This window comes from Pseudomonas sp. F2 (assembly GCF_057174385.1).
The window spans coordinates 4,313,275-4,333,797 of record NZ_CM169904.1 but is presented as its reverse complement, the minus strand read 5'-3'; the positions used below and the strand labels follow the sequence as shown (position 1 = coordinate 4,333,797).

Annotated in this window: 23 protein-coding genes; 11 read left to right on the top strand and 12 right to left on the bottom strand. The window is 59.1% G+C overall.

Annotated features, from left to right (window positions below; translation table 11 throughout):
• Positions 1-46: 46 nt before the first annotated feature.
• From AC193Q_RS19605 to AC193Q_RS19565, 9 genes are all read left to right on the top strand, one after another.
• Entirely contained in the window at positions 47-472 is a 426-nt protein-coding gene (locus AC193Q_RS19605) for a hypothetical protein (protein ID WP_121182756.1), read from the top strand.
• 9 nt (positions 473-481) lie between these two features.
• Complete coding sequence (locus tag AC193Q_RS19600; RefSeq protein ID WP_121182754.1) at positions 482-943, top strand: XAC2610-related protein; 462 nt, start codon at positions 482-484, stop codon at positions 941-943.
• Between the two features lie 20 nt (positions 944-963).
• Positions 964-2,328, top strand: coding sequence for a lysozyme inhibitor LprI family protein (locus tag AC193Q_RS19595; RefSeq protein ID WP_121182752.1), 1,365 nt, complete (start codon positions 964-966; stop codon positions 2,326-2,328).
• A 16-nt stretch (positions 2,329-2,344) separates the two neighbouring features.
• Positions 2,345-3,139: a hypothetical protein gene (locus AC193Q_RS19590; RefSeq protein WP_483878711.1), complete on the top strand. Its 795-nt coding sequence runs from the start codon at positions 2,345-2,347 to the stop codon at positions 3,137-3,139.
• Between the two features lie 282 nt (positions 3,140-3,421).
• Positions 3,422-3,673: a hypothetical protein gene (locus AC193Q_RS19585; protein WP_483878710.1), complete on the top strand. Its 252-nt coding sequence runs from the start codon at positions 3,422-3,424 to the stop codon at positions 3,671-3,673.
• Positions 3,674-3,789: 116 nt separating this feature from the next.
• Positions 3,790-4,299: a hypothetical protein gene (locus AC193Q_RS19580; protein WP_374011171.1), complete on the top strand. Its 510-nt coding sequence runs from the start codon at positions 3,790-3,792 to the stop codon at positions 4,297-4,299.
• Positions 4,300-4,321: 22 nt separating this feature from the next.
• On the top strand, positions 4,322-5,413 hold the full coding sequence (locus tag AC193Q_RS19575) for a hypothetical protein (protein WP_121182748.1): 1,092 nt from the start codon (positions 4,322-4,324) through the stop codon (positions 5,411-5,413).
• Positions 5,410-6,009 carry a lysozyme inhibitor LprI family protein gene (locus AC193Q_RS19570; RefSeq protein ID WP_121182746.1) on the top strand — a complete coding sequence of 200 codons (600 nt, stop codon included), beginning with the start codon at positions 5,410-5,412 and terminating at the stop codon, positions 6,007-6,009. Before AC193Q_RS19575 ends, AC193Q_RS19570 begins: the two co-directional genes overlap by 4 nt.
• A gap of 13 nt (positions 6,010-6,022) precedes the next feature.
• Positions 6,023-6,451: a hypothetical protein gene (locus AC193Q_RS19565; RefSeq protein ID WP_483878709.1), complete on the top strand. Its 429-nt coding sequence runs from the start codon at positions 6,023-6,025 to the stop codon at positions 6,449-6,451.
• Positions 6,452-6,508: 57 nt separating this feature from the next.
• Here the strand turns inward: AC193Q_RS19565 and AC193Q_RS19560 are convergent, their stop codons facing one another.
• Complete coding sequence (locus AC193Q_RS19560; protein WP_095668011.1) at positions 6,509-6,880, bottom strand: DUF6124 family protein; 372 nt, start codon at positions 6,878-6,880, stop codon at positions 6,509-6,511.
• A gap of 522 nt (positions 6,881-7,402) precedes the next feature.
• On the opposite strand from AC193Q_RS19560, the gene AC193Q_RS19555 reads away from it, so the two are divergent.
• Positions 7,403-7,786: a helicase gene (locus tag AC193Q_RS19555; RefSeq protein WP_003229522.1), complete on the top strand. Its 384-nt coding sequence runs from the start codon at positions 7,403-7,405 to the stop codon at positions 7,784-7,786.
• A 272-nt stretch (positions 7,787-8,058) separates the two neighbouring features.
• Here the strand turns inward: AC193Q_RS19555 and AC193Q_RS19550 are convergent, their stop codons facing one another.
• From AC193Q_RS19550 to exbB, 6 genes are all read right to left on the bottom strand, one after another.
• Positions 8,059-9,459 (bottom strand): aminoacyl-tRNA deacylase and HDOD domain-containing protein, encoded by a 1,401-nt coding sequence (locus AC193Q_RS19550; RefSeq protein WP_007962347.1) that lies wholly within the window; start codon positions 9,457-9,459, stop codon positions 8,059-8,061.
• A gap of 79 nt (positions 9,460-9,538) precedes the next feature.
• A complete protein-coding gene (gene recG, locus AC193Q_RS19545) occupies positions 9,539-11,614 on the bottom strand; it encodes an ATP-dependent DNA helicase RecG (protein WP_483878708.1) in 2,076 nt (691 codons plus the stop codon).
• A gap of 9 nt (positions 11,615-11,623) precedes the next feature.
• A complete protein-coding gene (locus tag AC193Q_RS19540; RefSeq protein ID WP_007962352.1) occupies positions 11,624-12,553 on the bottom strand; it encodes a hydrogen peroxide-inducible genes activator in 930 nt (309 codons plus the stop codon).
• Positions 12,554-12,761: 208 nt separating this feature from the next.
• Complete coding sequence (locus tag AC193Q_RS19535) at positions 12,762-13,511, bottom strand: energy transducer TonB family protein (RefSeq protein WP_047297281.1); 750 nt, start codon at positions 13,509-13,511, stop codon at positions 12,762-12,764.
• Positions 13,508-13,936 (bottom strand): TonB system transport protein ExbD, encoded by a 429-nt coding sequence (gene exbD, locus AC193Q_RS19530; protein WP_047297280.1) that lies wholly within the window; start codon positions 13,934-13,936, stop codon positions 13,508-13,510. The genes AC193Q_RS19535 and exbD overlap by 4 nt, the downstream gene beginning before the upstream one ends.
• A 6-nt stretch (positions 13,937-13,942) precedes the next feature.
• The gene (gene exbB / locus AC193Q_RS19525; RefSeq protein ID WP_047297279.1) at positions 13,943-14,899 is read right to left on the bottom strand and encodes a tonB-system energizer ExbB; all 957 of its coding nucleotides are present in this window, start codon (positions 14,897-14,899) and stop codon (positions 13,943-13,945) included.
• Between the two features lie 188 nt (positions 14,900-15,087).
• Here exbB and AC193Q_RS19520 point away from each other — a divergent pair, with 188 nt between their 5' ends.
• Entirely contained in the window at positions 15,088-15,945 is an 858-nt protein-coding gene (locus AC193Q_RS19520; protein ID WP_483878707.1) for an SDR family oxidoreductase, read from the top strand.
• A gap of 137 nt (positions 15,946-16,082) precedes the next feature.
• Here the strand turns inward: AC193Q_RS19520 and AC193Q_RS19515 are convergent, their stop codons facing one another.
• The 5 genes from AC193Q_RS19515 to gmk form a co-directional block, all read right to left on the bottom strand.
• Complete coding sequence (locus tag AC193Q_RS19515) at positions 16,083-16,823, bottom strand: putative periplasmic lipoprotein (RefSeq protein WP_027610405.1); 741 nt, start codon at positions 16,821-16,823, stop codon at positions 16,083-16,085.
• 73 nt (positions 16,824-16,896) lie between these two features.
• Positions 16,897-17,277: a RidA family protein gene (locus tag AC193Q_RS19510; RefSeq protein WP_003229509.1), complete on the bottom strand. Its 381-nt coding sequence runs from the start codon at positions 17,275-17,277 to the stop codon at positions 16,897-16,899.
• A gap of 24 nt (positions 17,278-17,301) precedes the next feature.
• Positions 17,302-19,407: a bifunctional GTP diphosphokinase/guanosine-3',5'-bis pyrophosphate 3'-pyrophosphohydrolase gene (spoT, locus tag AC193Q_RS19505; protein WP_483878706.1), complete on the bottom strand. Its 2,106-nt coding sequence runs from the start codon at positions 19,405-19,407 to the stop codon at positions 17,302-17,304.
• 57 nt (positions 19,408-19,464) lie between these two features.
• The gene (rpoZ, locus tag AC193Q_RS19500) at positions 19,465-19,728 is read right to left on the bottom strand and encodes a DNA-directed RNA polymerase subunit omega (RefSeq protein ID WP_008030604.1); all 264 of its coding nucleotides are present in this window, start codon (positions 19,726-19,728) and stop codon (positions 19,465-19,467) included.
• A 167-nt stretch (positions 19,729-19,895) separates the two neighbouring features.
• The gene (gene gmk / locus AC193Q_RS19495; protein ID WP_041071927.1) at positions 19,896-20,516 is read right to left on the bottom strand and encodes a guanylate kinase; all 621 of its coding nucleotides are present in this window, start codon (positions 20,514-20,516) and stop codon (positions 19,896-19,898) included.
• Between the last annotated feature and the right edge of the window lie 7 nt (positions 20,517-20,523).

Sequence of the window (20,523 nt, the reverse complement as noted above, 5' to 3'; positions counted from 1 at the left end):
ATCGGCTGCTTGAGAAATAGTACGTGGTTAACGAGTTCCAATAAATATGAAAAACTCATATTTTTGTTTTTTGGCGTTATTTCCTTTTGCCGCCCACAGCGCAGTCACCAGCGAATCACTCTGCTTCGAACTATCCGAAACGAGTCCGGAGAAGTTCGAATTCCGTACCTTTTACGACGCCTCCAGCAAATGGTCAGGCGGCTTCGTAAAGTACGCCAAGTCCAGCGAGCCAATTTCCATTGTGTTGACGGATACCCAGAACGAAATGCTCGGCGCCGATGCCCCTTGGCTGAGCACCAGAAGCTGGTCTGAAGTCATCAGCGGCAAGGTCTCAGGGACCTACGAACTCGTGACTCAAGGAACGCAGATCGTCTCGATGACGTACACGAAGAAGTCCAACGGCAAGGTTTACTACTTTGGAAATAACACCAGCGTCGATTCCTCTTTGGAGTCCGGATGCAAGTGGGGGTAGGGCGAGTACATGAGATCAAAAACTCTAGCAGCATCACTGCTCGGCCTGCTGTGGACGATGCCGGTGTTAGCCGAAACCACTACGTTCAGCCCAAACAAAGGCGTCGAAGCAACACTGGTTCTCGAAGGCTCCACGCTGAACGTCGCGGTTAAAGGCGCATTGCATAACGAGTCGCGAACTATCGATTTTGAAGCCGTAAACGAACTCCATGTGCAGATCGATGATTACAATTTCGACGGTGCCAAGGATTTCGCGGTATGGCAGCTTGATGAAGGCATGGGCACTTACGACTACTACCGGGTGTTCATCTACCAAGCCAGAACCGGCACCTTCGAAGAATTGCGGCCGGACTGCGGCGATGGCTTCGTTAATTTGCGCGTCGACAAAAAGCGTAAAGCGTTGCTCAGCACCTACTGGGAAATGAACATACCCAAGCAATGCGTCACCCGATTCACCAAACGCAAAGCCTGAATGACTCAAGGAAGAACACAGTGAAACGTTTTGTTTTTACCCTGATGGCCGTGCTGCTGCCACTCTCAGCGGTGTACGCGCAGGATGACTGCAGCCATGTCAGCTCAAGCCTGGAAATGGTGCCCTGCTCGGAGGCGGCGAAGAAGGCTGCCGATACGCAGTTGAACCTCAGCTACAAGCAATTGATGGCGCGGCTTGAGTCTGATTATCGAGAGGATCCGGCATTGGGAGCGGAGTACGCAGCGAAGGTTAAAGAATCGCAACGTGCATGGCTGAAGTTGCGCGATGCGAACTGCCCTTTGGAGGCATTCGAGATCGAGACGGGGGTGCCGGCGCATGTGTTCGCGGTCAACTCGTGCATCGCCAGAATGAGTCGCGAGCGCTCGGCGTATCTGGACAAGATTGTCCCTGCACTTGCACCCGACAAGAGCACTTCGACAGCGCCGGCCAACGGCGCTTGTCCTTCGGAGGAATTCCCTGCTTTCCTGACAGCGTTTTCCGCCAGCGGTGAATCACAGCGCCGTCTCACTGCGATGACAGTCAAATCGCTTGTGTTGAAGCCGGTTGCAGGCAAGGACCGTAGTACCTTTGAGCCTTCGACCTCGGGCGTCAGCGGAGCTTCCTTCACCTATCCGCTGATGGCCGCCATCACACCCGGCAAGACACCGGGAGTCGAGATTGAAGAGGTCGATGACAGTCACGTCAACGTGGTCGATAAGCGGGCGGGCAACAGCAATGTAAAAATCTTCAACTTCTCACGTCAGGCATGTTGGGTACTTGAGGGCGTCGAAGACTGGTCGATCAGCGAGAATGATCTTGTCGCAACACGTAAACCCGGAATGAGCCGCGCCGAGAACTTCTGCGAACAACGTGCCGAGGCTTTAGGAGGGCTAGGGTTTCTTGAGCAGTACCGTCTAACTGTGGAGTTGATTGAAGCGTCTCTGGAAAATTATGTCTGCGCAGCAGAGTCGGGTGATCCAGAGGCGAGCGAGTCAGCGGCAAGACTAAGCCTTTCGCAGATGGCGTCCCAGCTGGAAACCAGCAAGGTTGAGGCGTTGTTCAAAGCCGCGTCAAAGACGCCGAGTGGTGCATTGGGTTATGCCTCGTTTTTTTGTATGGGGAACTCCACCGATTACGACGGTCCTTGCCTCCACCCCAAGCAGGCAGAAGAGCAGGTCCTTCGAGCAATCAACATGGGCTCCATAGAGGCGATGAGTTATCTGGCTTCTACTTTTGAGGGTGGCGAGTTGGGAACAAAGGACATGTCCCGAGCGTTAGCCTGTTATCAAATGGCGGCTGATAAAGGTCACCGGTTGAGCATCGACAACGTGGCGCGATTGAAGTCGCAAGGTCCAGAGCCGATCAAGGCGAGCCACTGCATTTGAAATTCGGAGCGCGGATGTGTCGCGATTCTTTGCCGTTAAATTCCAAGTGAGTGGAACTGTGCCTGACTTGTCGATTCCGGGCTTCGTGAGACGTCGATATCTGCGGGTATTGCTGATCGGCATTGCAGCTTTCGCGCAGGCTAGTCATGCCGCCGCAGGTGTTGTCTCGGTGGGCAATGCGTCGGGTCAGTCGCAGATCGCGCAAGGCCCAACCGAAGCTGCGGTCGACATGACACCTTGTCGGTTCTCAATGACGCTCTCGAAAGATCAATGGTTGCAGTTCAATACGCCTGATCTGGTATTCATTGCGGCCAAACAACTGCCTGAAACCACTAACGCCCCGCGTTTATCGCAGGCTCAGACCTCGACGGGTTATGAGTGGAATTTCGAAAAGCCCACAAACCTGAGCCAACCCTGGTTCGGTGTCATGTGTGAAAGCGCCAACAACTTTTCCGCGCTCACCACTCAGAAGCCGCCGCTTGATGACACGATTGAGTTGCAACTCGTGCGAGAGAGCAACGACCGTAAATGCCCGGCGACCCTGACCGATCATGGTTGGGAGCCGACGTCGCTGGCGGGGCCAAAAAACGGATACACCTTTGAGGCATTAGGTGGGGAGAGGTCCTCGGGGTTCATCTTCGGTTTCCATGACAAGTCACGACGTCACATCACCCGCGTCGCTTTCTGCCTGCTGCGCGGCGAAAGCGTGTTGATAGGATCGGCGGAATCAGGCTCGGTCACTTCGTTGGCTATCAGCGCCGAAGGATTTGAAGAAATCAAAACAGCAGTGCGCAGCATGGCTTTTGAGTAAGCCTGCGATGACCAAAAGGAGTTACAGCGTGAAAGGATGTTCAGTTCTACTTGGTGGCTTCCTGGCCATTGTCACGTCCGTGGCTTTCGCAGCTGACCCGGACTTCAAGGATTACACCTTCACCCCAGTGTTCACTGGTATCAATCACGAACCGGTGCCGCAAGAACACAGCAACTCGATGATGGATAAGGCACGCGAGCAGGCGCTGAAAGGCAAGTCAATTTCGTCGGTCATTACATCCTCTACATGTTCGCTTGTGGCGGCAGTTCTATTTGCGGCCACGTGCTGGATGCTCGCACGGGGGAGGTTGTCGGCGGGTTGCCGAACGCATACGAAGGCAACACGTTCGATACGTCCTTCGTGCCTGACAGCCGATTGATCATCATTTCCGGCGTCACGGCCAATGGCGAAAAGGACGAGCGAGGCAATCGGTTGAGAAACCGTTACCGGGATCGTTACTACGAGTTTGTGAACAACGAGCTTCGGTTGGTGAAGAGGGTGGACGCAGAGCCACCGACACTTGATGAAGAGTGATGGGATGAACCAGTTGATCGCGGGCATTCAGATCCGCGCTACGGCGAGTGCGCCCTTTGCTGCGAATGGAAAAACACTCCCGCTGAATTGAGGCGGGTTAGTTCAAAGGAAATGAAGTGAAAAGACTGCTGTTGTTATGTATGAGCTGGTTGCCGATGGCAGCGATGGCGTCGGATATCTGCAACGAGAAAAGCGATACCAAGACTTTTCTTACGCAATGGAAAGACAGCGGAGAAAGTGTCGAAGACATACATTCTGGCTTCTACGATGGTGAATTTTCTCTAGAGCGTGGCAAGGTGGTGTACCAAGGTGATCTCAATGGCGATGGCCGAGACGATTTCATCTTCCTCTCCTATTCAAGTCACGGTTCGGCCGGCGACATGACGTACGCCTTCCTGATCCAGTGCCGTGGTTATTTGAAGCATACCGGCGGTGATTACTTTGCCGGGATCAAAGTACTGGACGGTCCGCCCAAGAATGGCGGAGACGTCAAAGACATCGAGATCTATTCCTACATCAGGGATAAACGCGGGCAGATTCGCTACAAAAACAACGTAGCCATGACCCGACCACATCTGTGGCAATTCAACCCGCAGACACAGCGTTATGAAGGTCAGCCCGAATAGATTTCAGTTACGGAGTTAAAGCGTGAAAGGATGTTCAATTCTACTCGGTGGACTCCTGGCCATTGCCGTGTCCGTGGCTTTCGCACCACACGCACTCGCTGCACCCCAAGTCCTCAAGGAAATCCCGGCAAGCTTGTTGGGGGATGAATCACGGCAAAACGTGTTCGTTCTGGCGGGAGACGCGGACGAGGCATCCAATCGGTTGTTGATCGCGCCGGTTCAAGGGCGCAATGAGGACATATTGCTCGATACGTCCAAGGCTTTGCCTCTTACGAAGAGTCAGTACTCGTCTGATCTTCTGGATAGTTTTAGCGTTCGGGTTTTCAACGGCCGGCCTGGAGCCATGACGGTTGTGGATCCACAAGAGGAAGAGGTCCTGGTCAAACAGCGGTTCGTTGAGGCGGGGGACTACATTGCGCTGGTGACCAACGAAGAAGACAACGCTGTTTTTAACTTCAATCTTTTGTTCACCTTCAATAATGGCTCAAAGCAGTTTGAGCTGATGAAAGTGCTGCAAGTGGTCAATAACCACTACTGCGATCGCTCGCTTGTGAGCGTAGCGGAGCTGCCGATTGAGACGTTGGGCTCAACCACTCTGGCTTCATTCAACGGCCTCGAAGCGCTTAAAAAGTTGCGGGCTGCAAACGTTGGCAGCCCTCAGGGCGGTTATAAAAAACTGATGACAGTCGGTTCAGCTGACCTGCTGGATAAAGCGCTGGCAGCCTATCGAAAGGGCGACAGCAGCTCGTTCAAGGAAGTGATGAGTAATATGTTGTTGGGAAATGACTCGCATGGCGCGTGCTCTCCGGAAAGTTATATCGTCGGAAAGTACTACTTCTCGCAGCACCCTGGTTGGTCCAACGATGTCGGTTTTCTGCTGGGCGAGGCGGGTTACTACACGGAGTCTATCCAGTTACTGAATGCGGTGATTGCCCACAATCCGGAACGGACGGTGGCTTACCTGAATCTCGCAGATAGCTATTGGGCCATGAACGATAAAGAGCGAGCAGTGCCGGCGTACAAGCAATATGCATCGCGCATGGCGGAAGCAGGAAAGGCTTCGAAGATTCCTGCTCGGGTAGCTGAGCGCAGTGGCGGAGTATCCGGGCCATGATCAAACTCAAGGCGTTCTTTGGGCGGGTTGCGGGTGTTTCTTTGGCTGCTTTGCTGGTTCCTGCACATGCCCAAGAAACCTGCAATCCCGACAGCTTTTCCAATCCCGATATGATCATTTGCGGTCAACAGACTTTTGAAAAAGTCGATGCAATGCTGAATGAGCAATACAAGAAAGCGCTGGTCGGTTTGGCGCCGGCCGACAAGAAGCAACTGATTGATGTGCAAAAGAAGTGGGTGCGCTTTAAAGAGGCATATTGCGAGGATATCTATCAGTCGGTTTTGCCCGGTGCAGAGGCGCCCATCGAAAGGCTTGGGTGCCTGGTGCAAACAACCAATGCCCGGTTGGGGGAATTGGTTGCTCTGCAGACGGGTTTACCGTTGGATGGTTTTTACAAGGCGGCATCTGCGATTGCAGGGAAGGATCGTGACAGAGACTTAGCGGCCTCCATTGAGCGGCTGGGAGGGGATGAGTTCGATAATCCGCTTTGGAAGAAGTACGCAGACGGGCATTGTGAGATGGCTGGCCGTCTGTTGCGTGAAGACGTCGCCTACTGCGCGGTGAGGATGCGCTTTCAATTACCCATGAACCGCTAAAGGAATGGTTGGTTTGAAATCTTCGTCTGCGTTTATTTCTGCGCTTCTCCTGATACCGCTGACTGCCCACGGTGAGGTTACTACCGAGGTTTCTTGCTTCCGTTCGTTGGGAGGCAAGAACATCAATTTCGAGTTTCGATCCTATTACGACACGGTCTCCCGCTGGAGTGGAGCAGGGGTTAGATACACAAAGTCCCCAAAGGCGATTCCCCTTGTCTACCGGGGTGTCGAAGAGGAAGTCATGGAGGAAGGGCGCCCCTCTCAGTTCACGACAATCTGGGTGGAGGTTTCCGAAGGATCGCTGACAGGCGAATACGAAATGGTCAGCCAAGGTGCCCGAATCTACGGGATGACCTACACGAATTACAAATCCGGTAAGAAGTACTCATTCGATCAAGACATCACCATGGACGCTTCGTCAGAAACAGGCTGTCAGTGGTGAGGCAGGGAATATTCAGAAAGGGGACTTAACGTCCCCTTTTTTCATCCGCAAATCCCGCTACGGCTTGGCTGCCAGGTTCCGCACTTCAATATGATCGAGCGTCCCTTCCACCATCAATCGCACCCCATCCGCCATTCTGCTCAGGGCCAGTGCAACCGAGCGGCGGGAGCCGTGGAGGTCGTCGGCGAGGTCGCAGGCGATGGCGCTGATGGACAGGAGGTCTTCGGAGGCGTTGGCCATCAGGGCTTCGGCATCGGTGCCGGGGGTGAGGCTGAAGAGGCCGGTTTCGCGTTTGGGTTGGGATTCGGTGCGCGGTTTGAAGTGGTGGTCGAGGGCGCGTTCGGCGGCTTCGTGGAATTTCTTGGATTCCAGTGATTCGTAGGGCGATATGTCTGGGGTTTCGGGGGGATTGGGTGTTGGTTTGATCATGGTGCAGCTTCCTGGAGTTGTGAGGCCGACACCTATTCGCTTTGCACTTCGAAAGAGGTGGCAGCTGTGCGTTGGTGTGCAAGACCGGTCCAGGTGGCCGGCAGACCCGAAGGTCTCCGACGCACAGCCGCCATAACGATCCGCGAGCATAGGAAAACGCTCGGCGAAATGCCATCAACGAATGTGCACCTGAACCGGACTTGCACGTCCGAGTCACCGATTTGGCGGCGACACACAGAGGCTATCGACGAACCGCCAACCTGCCTAGTTCATAGGTATCGCGGCACTTTGCAGGAAATTTCCCATAGGTTTGCAGGCTGGAAGATCAAAAGATCGCAGCCTTCGGCAGCTCCTACAGGGATGTGTTTCAACAGGTGTAGGACGGTGGGTGCAGAAGTGTGACTTGGCGGTCATCGTGCGGGAAATGGGCTGCATCATCTTCCATTAGAGGCAGATAGTGGCGTTATCGTCTGAATCCCTTACACTGCCCCGGCCGTTCATTTTCCTTTTGAGGCTGTGCGCATGAAATTTCGTTTTCTTCTGTGGATGATGGGTTTGTTGATGGGTAAGGCCAGCCGGACAAATCCTGCGTTCCAGCAGCAGTTGGGTGACAAGGATCTGGTGTTTCAGCTGCAGACGCTGGACGGGAAAGTGGCGCGGCATTTCGTGGTGAAGAATCAGCGCGTTACCAGCAAGTCTGGTGTGGTGGCGGAGCCGGCGTTTGCGATTGCGTTCAAGGATGCGGGTTATGCCTTTGCCACGATGCAGGCGAAGAACAAGCAGCTGGCGTTCATGCAGGGGATTCAGGACAAGTCGATCCAGCTGAAGGGGAATCCGGCGCTGGTGATGTGGTTTCAGGGGTTGATGAAGTATTTGAAGCCGAGGAAAGCCAAGCCTAAGGCTTGAGTAGATGTGCTTGAGTAGAAGGGCTTGAGTGGAGGGGCTGTTGTGGTGAGGGGATTTATCCCCGATGGGCTGCGCAGCGGCCCCAAAACCCGAGACCTCGATATAACTGACGCACCCTGTTGGCTGGGTTTGCGACTGCTGCGCAGTCGGTCGGGGACAAATCCCCTCACCACAGGGTTTCGCTGAGTCAGTTGGGTTGAGGTGGATTCTTCGCGAGCAGGCTCGCTCCCACAGGGGTTGTGTAAACCTTGGGGGAGCGGGCCTGTTTTGGTTCAGGCCTGGCTGAACTGCGAGGCCAGTTCGCGCAGCAGGACTTCGGCTTCGAGGACTTTGCTGACCACGTCGTTGGCTTTGTCGCGGGTCAGGCCGACGCGTTCGAGCAGGGCGTCGGGGATGTCTTCGTCGGGGCCGGAGCCGATGCCGCGGCTGCGCAGCAGGCGCACGGCCAGGCAGACGAGGTTCGGGTATTCGGCGTAGGCGCCGTCGTAGCTTGGGTCGTGCTGGAAGCGCAGGGCGGTGGCCAGTTCGTCGGGCATGTCCCAATAGCGCATCAGCCACGAGCCGATCTGTTCGCGGCTGATGCCCAGCAGGTGCTGCTCGATGTAGCTGTGGCACAGGTGCGGGTTGACCTCCAGGTGGCGGCAGATCAGCGAGAAGTGCGGCGGGAACACGTGGGCCAGCAGCAGGTAGCCGAAGTTGTGCAGCAGACCGGCCAGATAGGTCAGGCCGGCTTCCGGGCGCTGGGCGCGCGGCATGGCGCGGGTCAGGCCTTCGATGACGGCGGCGGTGTAGATCGATTGCTGCCAGTACGGCGTGGTGTGTTGCGGATGGTCTTTCGGCAGGCTCAGGGTCTTGCCGAGGGCCAAGCCCAGCGCGAGGTTGATCACCAGATCGAAGCCGAGCACGCGAACGATCGCGTCTTCCACCGAGCGGATCTTGCCCGGCGAGGCGTAGTACGGCGACGCCGCCCAGCTCACCACTTGTGCAGCCAGCGCCGGGTCGGTTTCGACCACGCCGGTGATGTCATCGATGGTGGCGTTGGGGTCGACGCGCAGTTTGATGATTTTTTGCGCGGTTTCGGCCAGCGGTGGAATCTCGATGGTCGCTTCCAGACGCTGCTGGATCCGGCGTGCAGTGAACGCCTGCACGGCCTGGGTAATTTCCTCGCGGTCATCGTCGGGGCGATCGAGGTTCGGGCGGATGCTGCTCAGGGCTTCGCCGAAGTTGGCGGCGCTGGCCTTGGTCAGCATGGTCTTGAAGGCTTCGCTGGTGATTTCCAGCAGCACGCCCGGCTCGCCAGAGTTGATCAGCAGCTTCGGCTCGCGCAGCAGGCTTTCTTCGTAGAGGCACGGCGAACTGGTGAGTGCCGGCAGGCCCGGCAGCAGGCTCAGGCTGTGTTTGCCGAGCATCTTTTCCAGGCGCTCGGTCGAGACGGCGGTCAGGCGTCGGCCCGTCAGCTCGGCGAGGCGGTTGAGGTCGAGCAACTGGCTCTGCGGAAACAGCACCATCAGCGCGCCTACGGCGTCGTCCAGCAACACGGCTTGTACCTTGCGCGAGGCATTGAGGCCGTGGTGGTCGAGCACTTCTTCGTAGGCGATACCCAGCTTGCCGAGCAGCAGCCGAATTACAGACGGCGCGTGCGGGAGTTCGGGGGCGAGAGCTGCGTCAGTCATGGTCTGTATCCGTTTTTGAAACAATGGCAGGAGTATAACCAGCTCTGTCGGAACGATCCTTCACAAACTGCGACGGTGCTCACACTTGGCCGTATTGCTGCCCATGGCGCAGCCAGCGGTCGAGCAACGGGCTGACGTGAGTCGGCCAGCGCTCCAGCAGCGCCTGCGCGGCATCGCGTACCGCGGGCAGCAGGTCGGCGTCGCGCATCAGGTCGGCGACCTTGAATTGCAGCAGGCCGGTCTGACGGGTGCCGAGCATTTCGCCGGGGCCGCGCAGTTCGAGGTCTTTTTCGGCGATGACGAAACCGTCGTTGGTCTCGCGCATGATGCCCAGGCGCTGACGGCCGATCTGCGACAGCGGCGGATGGTAGAGCAGCACGCAATGGCTGACCGCGCTGCCTCGACCCACCCGGCCGCGCAACTGGTGCAGCTGCGCGAGACCGAGGCGCTCGGGGTTTTCGATGATCATCAGGCTGGCATTGGGCACGTCGACGCCGACTTCGATCACGGTGGTGGCAACCAGCAGTTGCAGGTTGCCGGCCTTGAATTCGGCCATGACCGCCGCTTTTTCCGCAGGCTGCATGCGCCCGTGGATCAGCCCGACTTTCAGCTCGCCGAGGGCGGCGGTGAGGTCTTCGAACGTGGTTTCGGCGGCCTGACAGGTCAGCTCTTCCGATTCTTCGATCAGCGTGCACACCCAATAGGCCTGACGCCCTTCGGCGCAGGCGCTGCGCACCCGTTCGATAACTTCGACGCGACGGGTGTCGGTGACCAGCACGGTGTTGACCGGGGTGCGACCGGGCGGCAGTTCGTCGAGGATCGAGGTGTCGAGGTCGGCGTAGGCGCTCATCGCCAGCGTGCGCGGGATCGGCGTGGCGGTCATGATCAGTTGGTGCGGGCACATGCGCCCGCCGACGCCTTTCTGCCGCAGCGCCAAGCGTTGCTGGACGCCGAAGCGGTGTTGTTCGTCGATGATCACCAACGCCAGATTCTTGAATTGCACTTCGTCCTGGAACAGCGCGTGAGTGCCAACCACCATCGGCGTGCCGCTGGCGATTTGCTCCAGTGCGGCGACGCGATTCTTGCCCTTGAGCTTGCCGGCCAGCCACGCGACGTCGATGCCCAGCGGTTCGAGCCAGCGCTTGAAGGTGATGAAGTGCTGTTCGGCGAGGATCTCGGTCGGCGCCATCAGTGCGACCTGATAACCGGCCTCCAGCGCTTGCAGCGCCGCGAGGGCGGCGACCACGGTTTTGCCCGCACCGACATCGCCCTGAATCAGGCGCAGCATCGGTTCGTGCTGGCTGAGGTCGTAGGCGATTTCGTTGCCCACACGTTGCTGGGCACCCGTCGGGTTGAAGCCGAGGTTGGCCAGGTATTTTGCCGGCAGTTTCGTCGCTTTCGGCATCGCCGGTGCGCGCAGGGAGCGCATGCTTTCGCGTAGGCGCTGCTGCGATAGCTGGTGAGTCAGCAGTTCTTCGAACGCCAGGCGATGCTGCGCCCAGTGATGACCGAGGGCGAGTTCGTCGACGTCGGCATCGGCGGGCGGGTTGTGCAGGTAGCGGATCGCATCGGCCAGCGGCGCCAGTTGGTAGTCGCGAGCCAGTTCGGTCGGCAGCCAGTCGGGCAGGGTGTTCGGCTTGAGCAGGGTGAGGGTTTGCATGCACAGCTGGCGCAGGCGCTGTTGGGTCAGGCCCTCGGTGAGTGGGTAGACCGGGGTCAGGGTTTCGTCCACCGGCGGCGGTTCGTCACCGGTGATGGCGCGGTATTCCGGGTGGTAGATTTCCAGCCCCGAGGCGCCGGGCCGCACCTCGCCGTAGCAGCGAATCCGCGTGCCGCGCTTGAGGCCTTCTTTCTGCGCATTGCTGAAATGGTAGAAGCGCAGGCTCAGCCCGCCAGTGCCGTCCTGCATGCGCACGACGAGGCTGCGCCGCCGGCCCATGACCACGTCGGCACCGCTGACGGTGCCTTCGACCACCGCATCCTGGCCCGGGCGCAAGTGGCCGATCGGCACCACGCGGGTGCGATCCTGATAACGCAGCGGCAGGTGAAACAGCACGTCCTGAAGGTTTTCCAGGCCGACCTTGGCCAGTTTCTCGGCCATGGCTTCGCCGACACCCTTGAGTGCCGTCACCGACACTTGCGACAGCTCAGTCATGACCCTGGCTTAACCGGCCGTAACCGGCGCGGCGGGCTTGGCCACCGAGCACAGGCGAACGGAGTCGGCGAGGATCTCGATGGCTTTCGGCCGCGGGAAGCTGGCGCGCCAGGCAATGGCGACGGTGCGGAATGGCACCGGCGCCGACAGCGGCCGCACTTCGATCACGCCGGGGGCGTAGTGATGGCTGTCCACCGCCGACAGCGGCAGGATCGAGATACCCAGACCGGAGGCGACCATGTGGCGGATGGTCTCCAGCGAGCTGGATTCCACCGTGGTGTGTTTGGCGCCGTCGTTGCCCTTGGTCAGGGTCGGGCAGGCTTCGAGCACCTGATCGCGGAAGCAGTGGCCTTCGCCGAGCAGGAGCAGGCTCTTGTCGTTGAGCAGGCCCGGGTCGATGGATTCTTTTTGCGTCCACGGGTGCTGGGCTGGCATCAAGACGTAAAACGGCTCGTCGTACAGCGGCAGGGTCAGCACGTCGGCTTCGTTGAACGGCAGGGCGATGATGATCGCGTCGAGCTCGCCGTTGCGCAGTTTGTCGCGCAGCACGTGGGTGAAGTTTTCTTCGATGTACAACGGCATCTGCGGGGCGACCCGGTGCAGTTGCGGAATCAGGTGCGGGAACAGGTACGGCCCGACGGTGTAGATCGCACCGACTTTCAGCGGGGCGGTCAGCTGGTTCTTGCCGGCCTGGGCCAGTTCACGGATGCCTTGCGCCTGCTCCAGGACTTTCTGCGCCTGGGCGACGATGCCTTCGCCGACCGGGGTCAGGCGTACGGCGCTTTTGCTGCGCTCGAAAATCAGCACACCGAGTTCGTCTTCAAGTTTTTTCACGCCCACCGAGAGAGTCGGCTGGCTGACGTGGCAACGCTCGGCGGCGTGGCCGAAGTGCTGCTCTTGGGCGAGGGTAACGATGTAGCGTAATTCTGTGAGGGTCATAGCGAGCGTCCATGAAGTTGCGGGCCAAGCATAACGGCTGCAATCGATAGACGCACGTTATCAGACTGAGTGAGGAATGCGACACCGGGCAATGTGAGTTTGCCGTATGGATGAGCTGAAAAACAAAAGATCGCAGCCTTCGGCAGCTCCTACAGGGGGCGAATACCTGTAGGAGCTGCCGAAGGCTGCGATCTTTTGATCTTGCTACTTAACGACGACGGTCCAGCGAGTACACAAACGGCGCCACAATTTCGATCGAGCCGTTGTTCAGCATATCGGCCGGCGGCTTGGGCAGCGGTTGTGCGCGACGGATCATTTCCAGGGTGGCCCGATCCAGGTCGGCGTTGCCCGAGCGGCCCACCAGTTCGAACGACAACACATTGCCTTCAGCGTCGACGACGAAACGCAAACGGTTCACGCCTTCCTTGCCGCGAGCCTGCGCACTGGCCGGATACTTCTTGTACTTGCCCAAGTGCGCGAGCAGGGTGTTTTGCCAGCTGGCCTTGGCGGCCATTTGTGCGGGCGACGGTCCAGGTGCCGGCTGGGCGGATTTCTCCGTCGGTGCCTGGGTCGGCTGCGTCTCCGCCGGTTTTTCCTCGGAAGGTTTTTCCTTCACCGGCTCCGGTTTTTTCTCCACCGGTTTGGGCGGCTGCGGTTTCGGCTTTGGCTTGGGTTTGGGCTTTGGTACGGCAATCTCGGCCTTGGGTGCTTCAGCCAGTTTCGGAATCGGCAATTCTTCGACCGGAGCCGGTGGCTGCGGCGGTGTGACGACTTTCGGCGGAGCAGGCGGTGGCGGGGTCGGAACCGGTGCCAGCTCGACCATCATTGCCTGCGGCGGCAGTTCGATGGGCGGGCGGGCGGTCCAGTTCAGCGCCAGCGCGATGGCCAGCGCGTGAACGCCCAGCACCACGGCCAGGCTACCGCTGTAACGCGTCAGCTTATGGCGCGTCGTGATCATTTCTTGGCTGCGCTCTCAAGGCCCACCAGACCGACCTTCAGGTAACCGGCCGAGCGCAGTTTATCCATCACGCTCATCAGGTCGCCGTAGTCCACACCCTTGTCGGCCTGGAAGAAGATGGTGGTGTCTTTCTTGCCCTGGGTCTTGGCATCGAGCACGGCGCCAAGGGTTTCGGCTTTCACTTCATCGTCGCCGATGTACAGGCGCTGATCAGCCTTGACGCTGAGGAACACCGGTTTCTCCGGGCGCGGCGCCGGTTTGGCGGTCGAGGCCGGCAGGTCGACCTTGATGTCCACGGTGGCCAGTGGCGCGGCCACCATGAAGATGATCAACAGCACCAGCATTACGTCGATGAACGGCGTGACGTTGATTTCGTGGTTCTCGGCCAGATCGTCGTCTGCGCCTTCTTTCAAATGCAGGCCCATGGCCGATTACCCCACTTTCACCATGTGTGGTTGCGAGCTGCTGCGCTCAGGCTGGTGATCGAGGTCACGGCTGACCAGCAACAGGACCTGCGCCGAAGCGTCGGACACCTGCGCCTTGTAGCCGGCGATGGAGCGGGCGAACACGTTGTAGATCACCACCGCAGGAATCGCAGCAACCAGACCCAGCGCGGTGGCCAGCAGCGCTTCGGCGATACCCGGCGCCACAACGGCGAGGTTGGTGGTCTGGGTCTTGGCGATGCCGATGAAGCTGTTCATGATGCCCCACACGGTGCCGAACAGGCCGACGAACGGCGCGGTGGAACCGATGGTGGCGAGGACGCCGGTGCCGCTGCTCATGTTGCGGCCACAGGCGGCGACCAGACGCTCAAGGCGGAAGCTGACGCGCTCCTTGATGCCTTCCTTCTCGCGGCTGTTGACCGACAGGCGCATCTCTTCGAGGGCGTCGTGCACCAGCAGGTTGGCGAGGGTGCCTTCCTTTGCTGCAGTGGCGCTGGCTTCCTTGAGGGTGGCAGCTTTTTTCAGGGCAGCGATTTCACCACGCAGACGCCGCTTGGCGCCCATCAGCTCGAAGCCTTTGGCGATCCAGATGGTCCAGGTGATGATGGAAGCGATGGCCAGACCGATCATTACGATTTTCACAATGATGTCGGCGTTCTGGTACATGCCCCATGGCGACAGGTCGTGGGCCATGCCCAAGGTGTTGTCGGGTTCGAGCACTTCAGGGGCATCTGCCGGGGCGGCGTCTAATGCCTGCACCGGGTCGGTGGTGGCTGGCGCGGCTGCAGTTGGTGCGTGCTGTTCGGTGGCAGCCGGAGCGGTTGGCGCTTGTGCGTCGGCGAAAGCGGCGGTCGGTGCCAGCATCAGGCTGAGCAGCAGGGCCGCCACTGCGCTGAAGGCGCGAGGTCGTTTGGTTGGCGAAGCGGGGTTTTGATTACGTGTCATGCTGGCCGGACCTGAGGTAGAAAAACGGTAATGCTCTTCCAGGCCTCGTAAGGCCGAGAACAAAAGAGGGGTGCATTATTGCAAGTAATTCTTGTTAACAAAAGTAATAGAGTTTCTTTTTTTCCTTCATTGCTAGCCGTTCGTCCTGTACGAGGGCTAGTCTGTTCCTTTCTTTTGGGAGTTTTTTGATGTCCGCGCCTTCTGTTTTGATTGCCGGTTGTGGTGATGTCGGCAGTCGTCTGGCTACGCAATTGTTGGCCGCCGGCTGGGAGGTGCAGGGTCTGCGCCGTGATGTGTCGCGTTTGCCGGACGGCGTCATCGGCGTCGCTGGTGATTTGTTCAAGGAAGATTGCCCGGAAAACTGGCCATTCGGGGCGGTGGACTATCTGGTGTATTGCGCGGCGGCGACCGATCACGATGAAGCCGGTTATCGCGCTGCCTACGTACAGGGTTTGCAGAATGTGCTGAGCTGGCTGAATGACTTTGGCCAGGTGCCTGAGCGACTGCTGTTCGTGTCCAGCAGCAGTGTGTACGGCCAGCAGGAAGGGGAGTGGGTCGACGAAAATTCAGAGACTGTCGCCAGCGGATACTCCGGGCGACTGATGCTCGAAGCTGAGCAAGTGGCGCTGAACAGCGGTATCCCTGCGAGCATCGTGCGCCTGACCGGTATTTACGGCCCGGGTCGTGAGTGGCTGCTGACCCAGGTGCGTCGCGGTTATCGGGTGGCGGTCGAGCCGCCGCTGTACGGTAATCGCATCCATGCTGATGACGCGGCGGGGCTGATGGCGTTTCTGCTACAGGCGGCTGATCGGGGCGAGACGTTGCAGGATGTTTATATCGGTGTGGACGATGCACCGGCACCTCTTGCCGAAGTGGTCGCCTGGCTGCGGGAGTATCTGGGGGTTACCGAATGGGCTGACGACGCCAGCGTACGCCGCACTGGCAGTAAACGCTGCAGCAATGCTCGCGCGAAGGCGCTGGGCTGGACGCCGAAATATCCGAGTTACCGCGAAGGTTATGCGGCGATTCTTGAAGGCAAGTGCTGACTTTCTGACGCCACAAACCACTGTGGGGGCGGGCTTGCCCGCGATGGCGGCTTGGCAGTCAACTAAAGTGTTGAGTCTGATGGCCTCATCGCGGGCAAGCTTGCTCCCACAGGGTTATGTATTGTTCTCAGGCGCGGTTACTGTTTCTCAAGCAACCACTTGCGCTCACCCGGGGTGAACTGCGGCATTTCATCCGCCAGCGCGGTATTCACTGCCTGGAAAATTTCCAGTGCCTTGCCTTTGCGGGCAAAGATCCAGTTGTTGCCCTGGCCGTTGAGCTGCAGCCACATGCTGTCGTGGTCGCTGTTCATCGAAGCGCAGTCGCCTGCCAGGCACAGCGCATAGCGATCGGCGCCGGGCAGGCCGGACACCTGGCCGTCGGCCTGGAATTGCACGGTGTTGCCTTCGCCGTCGCCGCTGGCAATCTTCCAGCTGCCGCCCAGATAGGCTGAATACAGTGCGCGTTCGAAGCTGGCGCCGATTGGTGCGCCTTCCGGCACGGGGATTTGCGCGCGATCGAACAACTGATCCGGCTCGTTCTCGGTGGCGGCTTGTTTCATCCGGCCGCCGTCGCGTTTCAGCTCGCTGCCGGAGCTGCCATAGAAGTCGACTTTCCAGGCGCCGGACTGTTCGCCCTGCAGCCGTCCTTCGACGTTCTCGAAACCGTTGGTGTAGCGGGCCTGACCGGCCTTGGTATTGACGTCCCACTCCAGGTTCGGGCCATAGGCCTGAAGCGCTTCGCGCAGGGGACCGCCCTTGGCAGCGGCATCGATCGCCACCTGGTTGATCCAGGTGCCGCTGATGTCACGGTCGGCGGGGTCGCTGGCACAGCCGCCGAGGAAAATGGCGAGCAGCGAGAGAGCAAGCGCTTTGCGCATGGTGGAATCCTTTCAAAACCTTTTCTTTACCGCAGAGCAGTCGGCGCAGCGGATGAAGGCTGCGCCGTGTGCATTACTCGATGACCAGGATGGCATCCATTTCGACTTGCGAACCCTTCGGCAGGGCTGCAACGCCGATGGCGGCGCGGGCCGGATAAGGCTGGTCGAAGTATTTGCCCATGATTTCGTTGACCTTGGCAAAGTGGCTCAGGTCGGTGAGGAAGATGTTCAGCTTGACGATGTCCTTGAACGAACCACCGGCAGCTTCAGCCACGGCTTTGAGGTTCTCGAACACCTGGACGGTCTGGGCTTCGAAGCCTTCAACCAGCTCCATGGTCTTTGGGTCCAGAGGAATCTGGCCCGACATGTAGACAGTATTGCCGGCCTTGATCGCCTGGGAGTAAGTACCGATGGCGGCTGGGGCCTTGTCGCTGGTGATAACAGTCTTGGTCATGTATGACTCCTTGTTAGGTGTGAATTAGGCACGCATGCGGGTGATGCGGATGACCCCGGTCAGGGCGCGCAGTTTCTTGATCACGCGGGCCAGGTGCACACGGTCGTGGACGCTGACCACCAACTGGACGACGCTGATGCGGCCATCGCGCTCGTCCATGCTGATTTTCTCGATATTGCCGTCGGCCGCGTTGACGCTGCTGGCCAGCAGCGCGATCAGGCCGCGCTGGTGCTCCAGCTCGACGCGCAGCTCGACGTTGAATTCGCCGGTGACATCCTTGGCCCACGAGAGCTGGATGCATTTTTCCGGGTTGTGCCTGATTTCGCTAATGTTGCGGCAGTTGTCCAGGTGCACGACCATGCCTTTGCCCGCCGACAGGTGGCCGACAATCGGGTCGCCCGGGATCGGTGTGCAGCACTTGGCGTAGCTCAGCACCAGGCCTTCTGTACCGCGAATCGCCAGCGGCCCTTCCGGACTCGGCAGCTGCTCGCCTTCGCCGAGCAGACGGCGCGCCACGACATAGGCCATGCGGTTGCCCAGGCCGATGTCTTCGAGCAAATCTTCGATCAGCTCCAGGCGATATTCGGCGAGCATTGCCTTGACGCGCTCGGCCGGGATCTTCTCCAGCGCGCTGTCGAAACCGTTGAGTACCTTGTTCAGCAGGCGTTCACCGAGGCTGATCGACTCGGAGCGGCGCTGCAGTTTCAGCGCGTGGCGGATGTGCGTGCGCGCCTTGCCGGTGACCACGAAGTTGAGCCACGCCGGGTTCGGCCGTGCGCCGGGCGCGCTGACGATCTCGACCGTGGAGCCGCTTTGCAGCGGTTCGGACAGCGGTGCGAGGCGGCGGTTGATCCGGCAGGCGATGCAGCTGTTGCCGACGTCGGTGTGTACCGCGTAGGCAAAATCGACCGCCGTGGAGCCTTTGGGCAGCTCCATGATCCGGCCTTTGGGCGTGAACACATAGACCTCGTCCGGGAACAGGTCGATCTTCACGCTCTCGATGAATTCCAGCGAGTTGCCGGCACGTTGCTGCATTTCCAGCACGCCTTTGACCCACTGGCGGGCGCGGGCGTGAGTACTTTTCGGCTGCTCGTCACCGCTGGACTTGTACAGCCAATGGGCGGCAATGCCGTTGTTGGCCATCTCTTCCATTTCGCGGGTGCGGATCTGGATCTCGATCGGCACGCCGTGCATGCCGAACAGCGTGGTGTGTAACGATTGATAGCCGTTGGCCTTGGGGATCGCGATGTAATCCTTGAAGCGCCCCGGCAACGGTTTGTACAAATTATGCACAGCACCCAGCACGCGGTAGCAGGTATCGACCTTGTCGACGATGATCCGGAACGCGTAGACGTCCATGATCTCGTTGAAGGCTCGACGCTTGCCGCGCATTTTCTTGTAGATGCCGTAAAGATGTTTCTGACGACCGCTGACTTCGCCCTGGATGCCGTCGATGGCGAGGCAATGGCCAAGGGATTCTTCGATCTTGTTGACGATTTCCTTGCGGTTGCCCCGGGCGCGCTTGACTGCCTGGTAAATCCGCGCGGAACGCATCGGGTGCATCGCCTTGAAGCCGAGGTCTTCAAATTCGATACGAATCGCGTGCATGCCCAGCCGGTTGGCGATGGGCGCGTAGATTTCGAGGGTTTCCTTGGCGATGCGCCGGCGTTTTTCCCCGGACAGCACCTCCAGCGTGCGCATGTTGTGCAGGCGGTCGGCGAGTTTGACCAGGATCACGCGAATGTCGCGGGCCATGGCCATGGCCATCTTCTGGAAGTTTTCGGCCTGGGCTTCGGCCTTGGTCTCGAAGTTCATCTGGGTCAGTTTGCTGACCCCGTCGACCAGTTCGGCCACGGTTTCACCGAACTGCGCTTGCAACGCTTCCTTGGCGATACCGGTGTCTTCGATCACGTCATGCAGCATCGCCGCCATCAGGCTCTGATGGTCCATGTGCATGTCGGCAAGAATATTCGCCACCGCAAGCGGATGCGTGACGTACGCCTCGCCGCTGCGACGGCGCTGACCGTCATGGGCTTGTTCGGCGTAGAAATACGCTCGGCGGACCAGGTTGACCTGGTCGTTACCGAGGTAGGTCGATAAGCGATCGGCGAGGGCGTCTATGCTCGGCATGATGACTCCTGCCGAAGGCTGTGTTCCCGCGCCGTGCTACGTCGACCAGGCATAGGCTTAGACGGCCTCGTTGGACTCGTCCTCGAAAGCAGCGAAGAGCGGTTCATCCTGGACGATTTCCTGCTCGGCGATGAACTCGTAGCTCATCAGGCCTTCAGCGATTTCACGCAGGGCGACAACGGTCGGCTTGTCGTTTTCCCACTGGACCAGGGGCTCTTTGCCGCCGGTGGCCAGTTGACGGGCACGCTTGGTAGAGAGCATGACCAGCTCAAAGCGGTTTTCCACGTGTTCTAGGCAGTCTTCAACGGTTACGCGGGCCATGGTATTCCTCGGAGCGAATGCAATATGCGCGCTGCCCGGTTGGGCGAGCGGACTCAACAGTTTAAAAAATCACCAGCGATTAGGGAAGCGCTGATTTTTTGACCAGACCCTTCAACGCGCTGCAGGCACCAATGTAAAGCGCTTGCAGCGGTTTTGGGAAGTGCTGATTAACCCAGCAATTCAGCCAGCAATCTGCCGAAACGCACTTGCTGGCGCTTCTGCTGCAGCTGATTGGCGCGGAAAATCGCTTTCAGATCGTCCAGCGCGTGGGCGAAATCATCGTTGATGATCAGGTAATCGTATTCGACGTAGTGGCTCATCTCGCTGACTGCTTCGCGCATCCGGCCGTCGATGATCTCGTCGCTGTCCTGGCCACGGTTGGTCAGGCGCTGGTGCAGGGCTTGCAGCGACGGCGGCAGGATGAAGATCGAGCGGGCTTGCGGCATCAACTTGCGGACCTGCTCGGCGCCTTGCCAGTCGATCTCCAGAATCAGATCGTGGCCTTCATCCAGCGTCTGCTGCAGGCGGCTTTGCGAGGTGCCGTAGAAGTTGCCGAAAACTTCGGCGCGTTCGAGGAAGTCGCCGTGTTCGCCCATCTTCACGAACTCTTCGCGGGTCACGAAGTGATAGTTCACGCCATCCACTTCGCCCGGGCGCATGGCGCGGGTGGTGTGGGAAATCGAGACGCGGATTTCCGGGTTGGTGTCGGTCAACGCCTTGACCAGGCTGCTCTTGCCCGCACCCGAAGGGGCGGAAATGATGTACAGGGTGCCGGTGTGGTGGGTCATGTCTGTT

Excerpts from the sequence above, each read along its gene's own strand:
- AC193Q_RS19605 (WP_121182756.1), top strand. The coding sequence starts at position 47 with ATGAAAAACTCATATTTTTGTTTTTTGGCGTTATTTCCTTTTGCCGCC.
- AC193Q_RS19600 (WP_121182754.1), top strand. The coding sequence starts at position 482 with ATGAGATCAAAAACTCTAGCAGCATCACTGCTCGGCCTGCTGTGGACG.
- AC193Q_RS19570 (WP_121182746.1), top strand. The coding sequence starts at position 5,410 with ATGATCAAACTCAAGGCGTTCTTTGGGCGGGTTGCGGGTGTTTCTTTG.
- AC193Q_RS19560 (WP_095668011.1), bottom strand. The coding sequence starts at position 6,880 with ATGATCAAACCAACACCCAATCCCCCCGAAACCCCAGACATATCGCCC.
- AC193Q_RS19555 (WP_003229522.1), top strand. The coding sequence starts at position 7,403 with ATGAAATTTCGTTTTCTTCTGTGGATGATGGGTTTGTTGATGGGTAAG.
- AC193Q_RS19550 (WP_007962347.1), bottom strand. The coding sequence starts at position 9,459 with ATGACTGACGCAGCTCTCGCCCCCGAACTCCCGCACGCGCCGTCTGTA.
- recG (WP_483878708.1), bottom strand. The coding sequence starts at position 11,614 with ATGACTGAGCTGTCGCAAGTGTCGGTGACGGCACTCAAGGGTGTCGGC.
- AC193Q_RS19540 (WP_007962352.1), bottom strand. The coding sequence starts at position 12,553 with ATGACCCTCACAGAATTACGCTACATCGTTACCCTCGCCCAAGAGCAG.
- AC193Q_RS19535 (WP_047297281.1), bottom strand. The coding sequence starts at position 13,511 with ATGATCACGACGCGCCATAAGCTGACGCGTTACAGCGGTAGCCTGGCC.
- exbD (WP_047297280.1), bottom strand. The coding sequence starts at position 13,936 with ATGGGCCTGCATTTGAAAGAAGGCGCAGACGACGATCTGGCCGAGAAC.
- exbB (WP_047297279.1), bottom strand. The coding sequence starts at position 14,899 with ATGACACGTAATCAAAACCCCGCTTCGCCAACCAAACGACCTCGCGCC.
- AC193Q_RS19520 (WP_483878707.1), top strand. The coding sequence starts at position 15,088 with ATGTCCGCGCCTTCTGTTTTGATTGCCGGTTGTGGTGATGTCGGCAGT.
- AC193Q_RS19515 (WP_027610405.1), bottom strand. The coding sequence starts at position 16,823 with ATGCGCAAAGCGCTTGCTCTCTCGCTGCTCGCCATTTTCCTCGGCGGC.
- AC193Q_RS19510 (WP_003229509.1), bottom strand. The coding sequence starts at position 17,277 with ATGACCAAGACTGTTATCACCAGCGACAAGGCCCCAGCCGCCATCGGT.
- spoT (WP_483878706.1), bottom strand. The coding sequence starts at position 19,407 with ATGCCGAGCATAGACGCCCTCGCCGATCGCTTATCGACCTACCTCGGT.
- rpoZ (WP_008030604.1), bottom strand. The coding sequence starts at position 19,728 with ATGGCCCGCGTAACCGTTGAAGACTGCCTAGAACACGTGGAAAACCGC.
- gmk (WP_041071927.1), bottom strand. The coding sequence starts at position 20,516 with ATGACCCACCACACCGGCACCCTGTACATCATTTCCGCCCCTTCGGGT.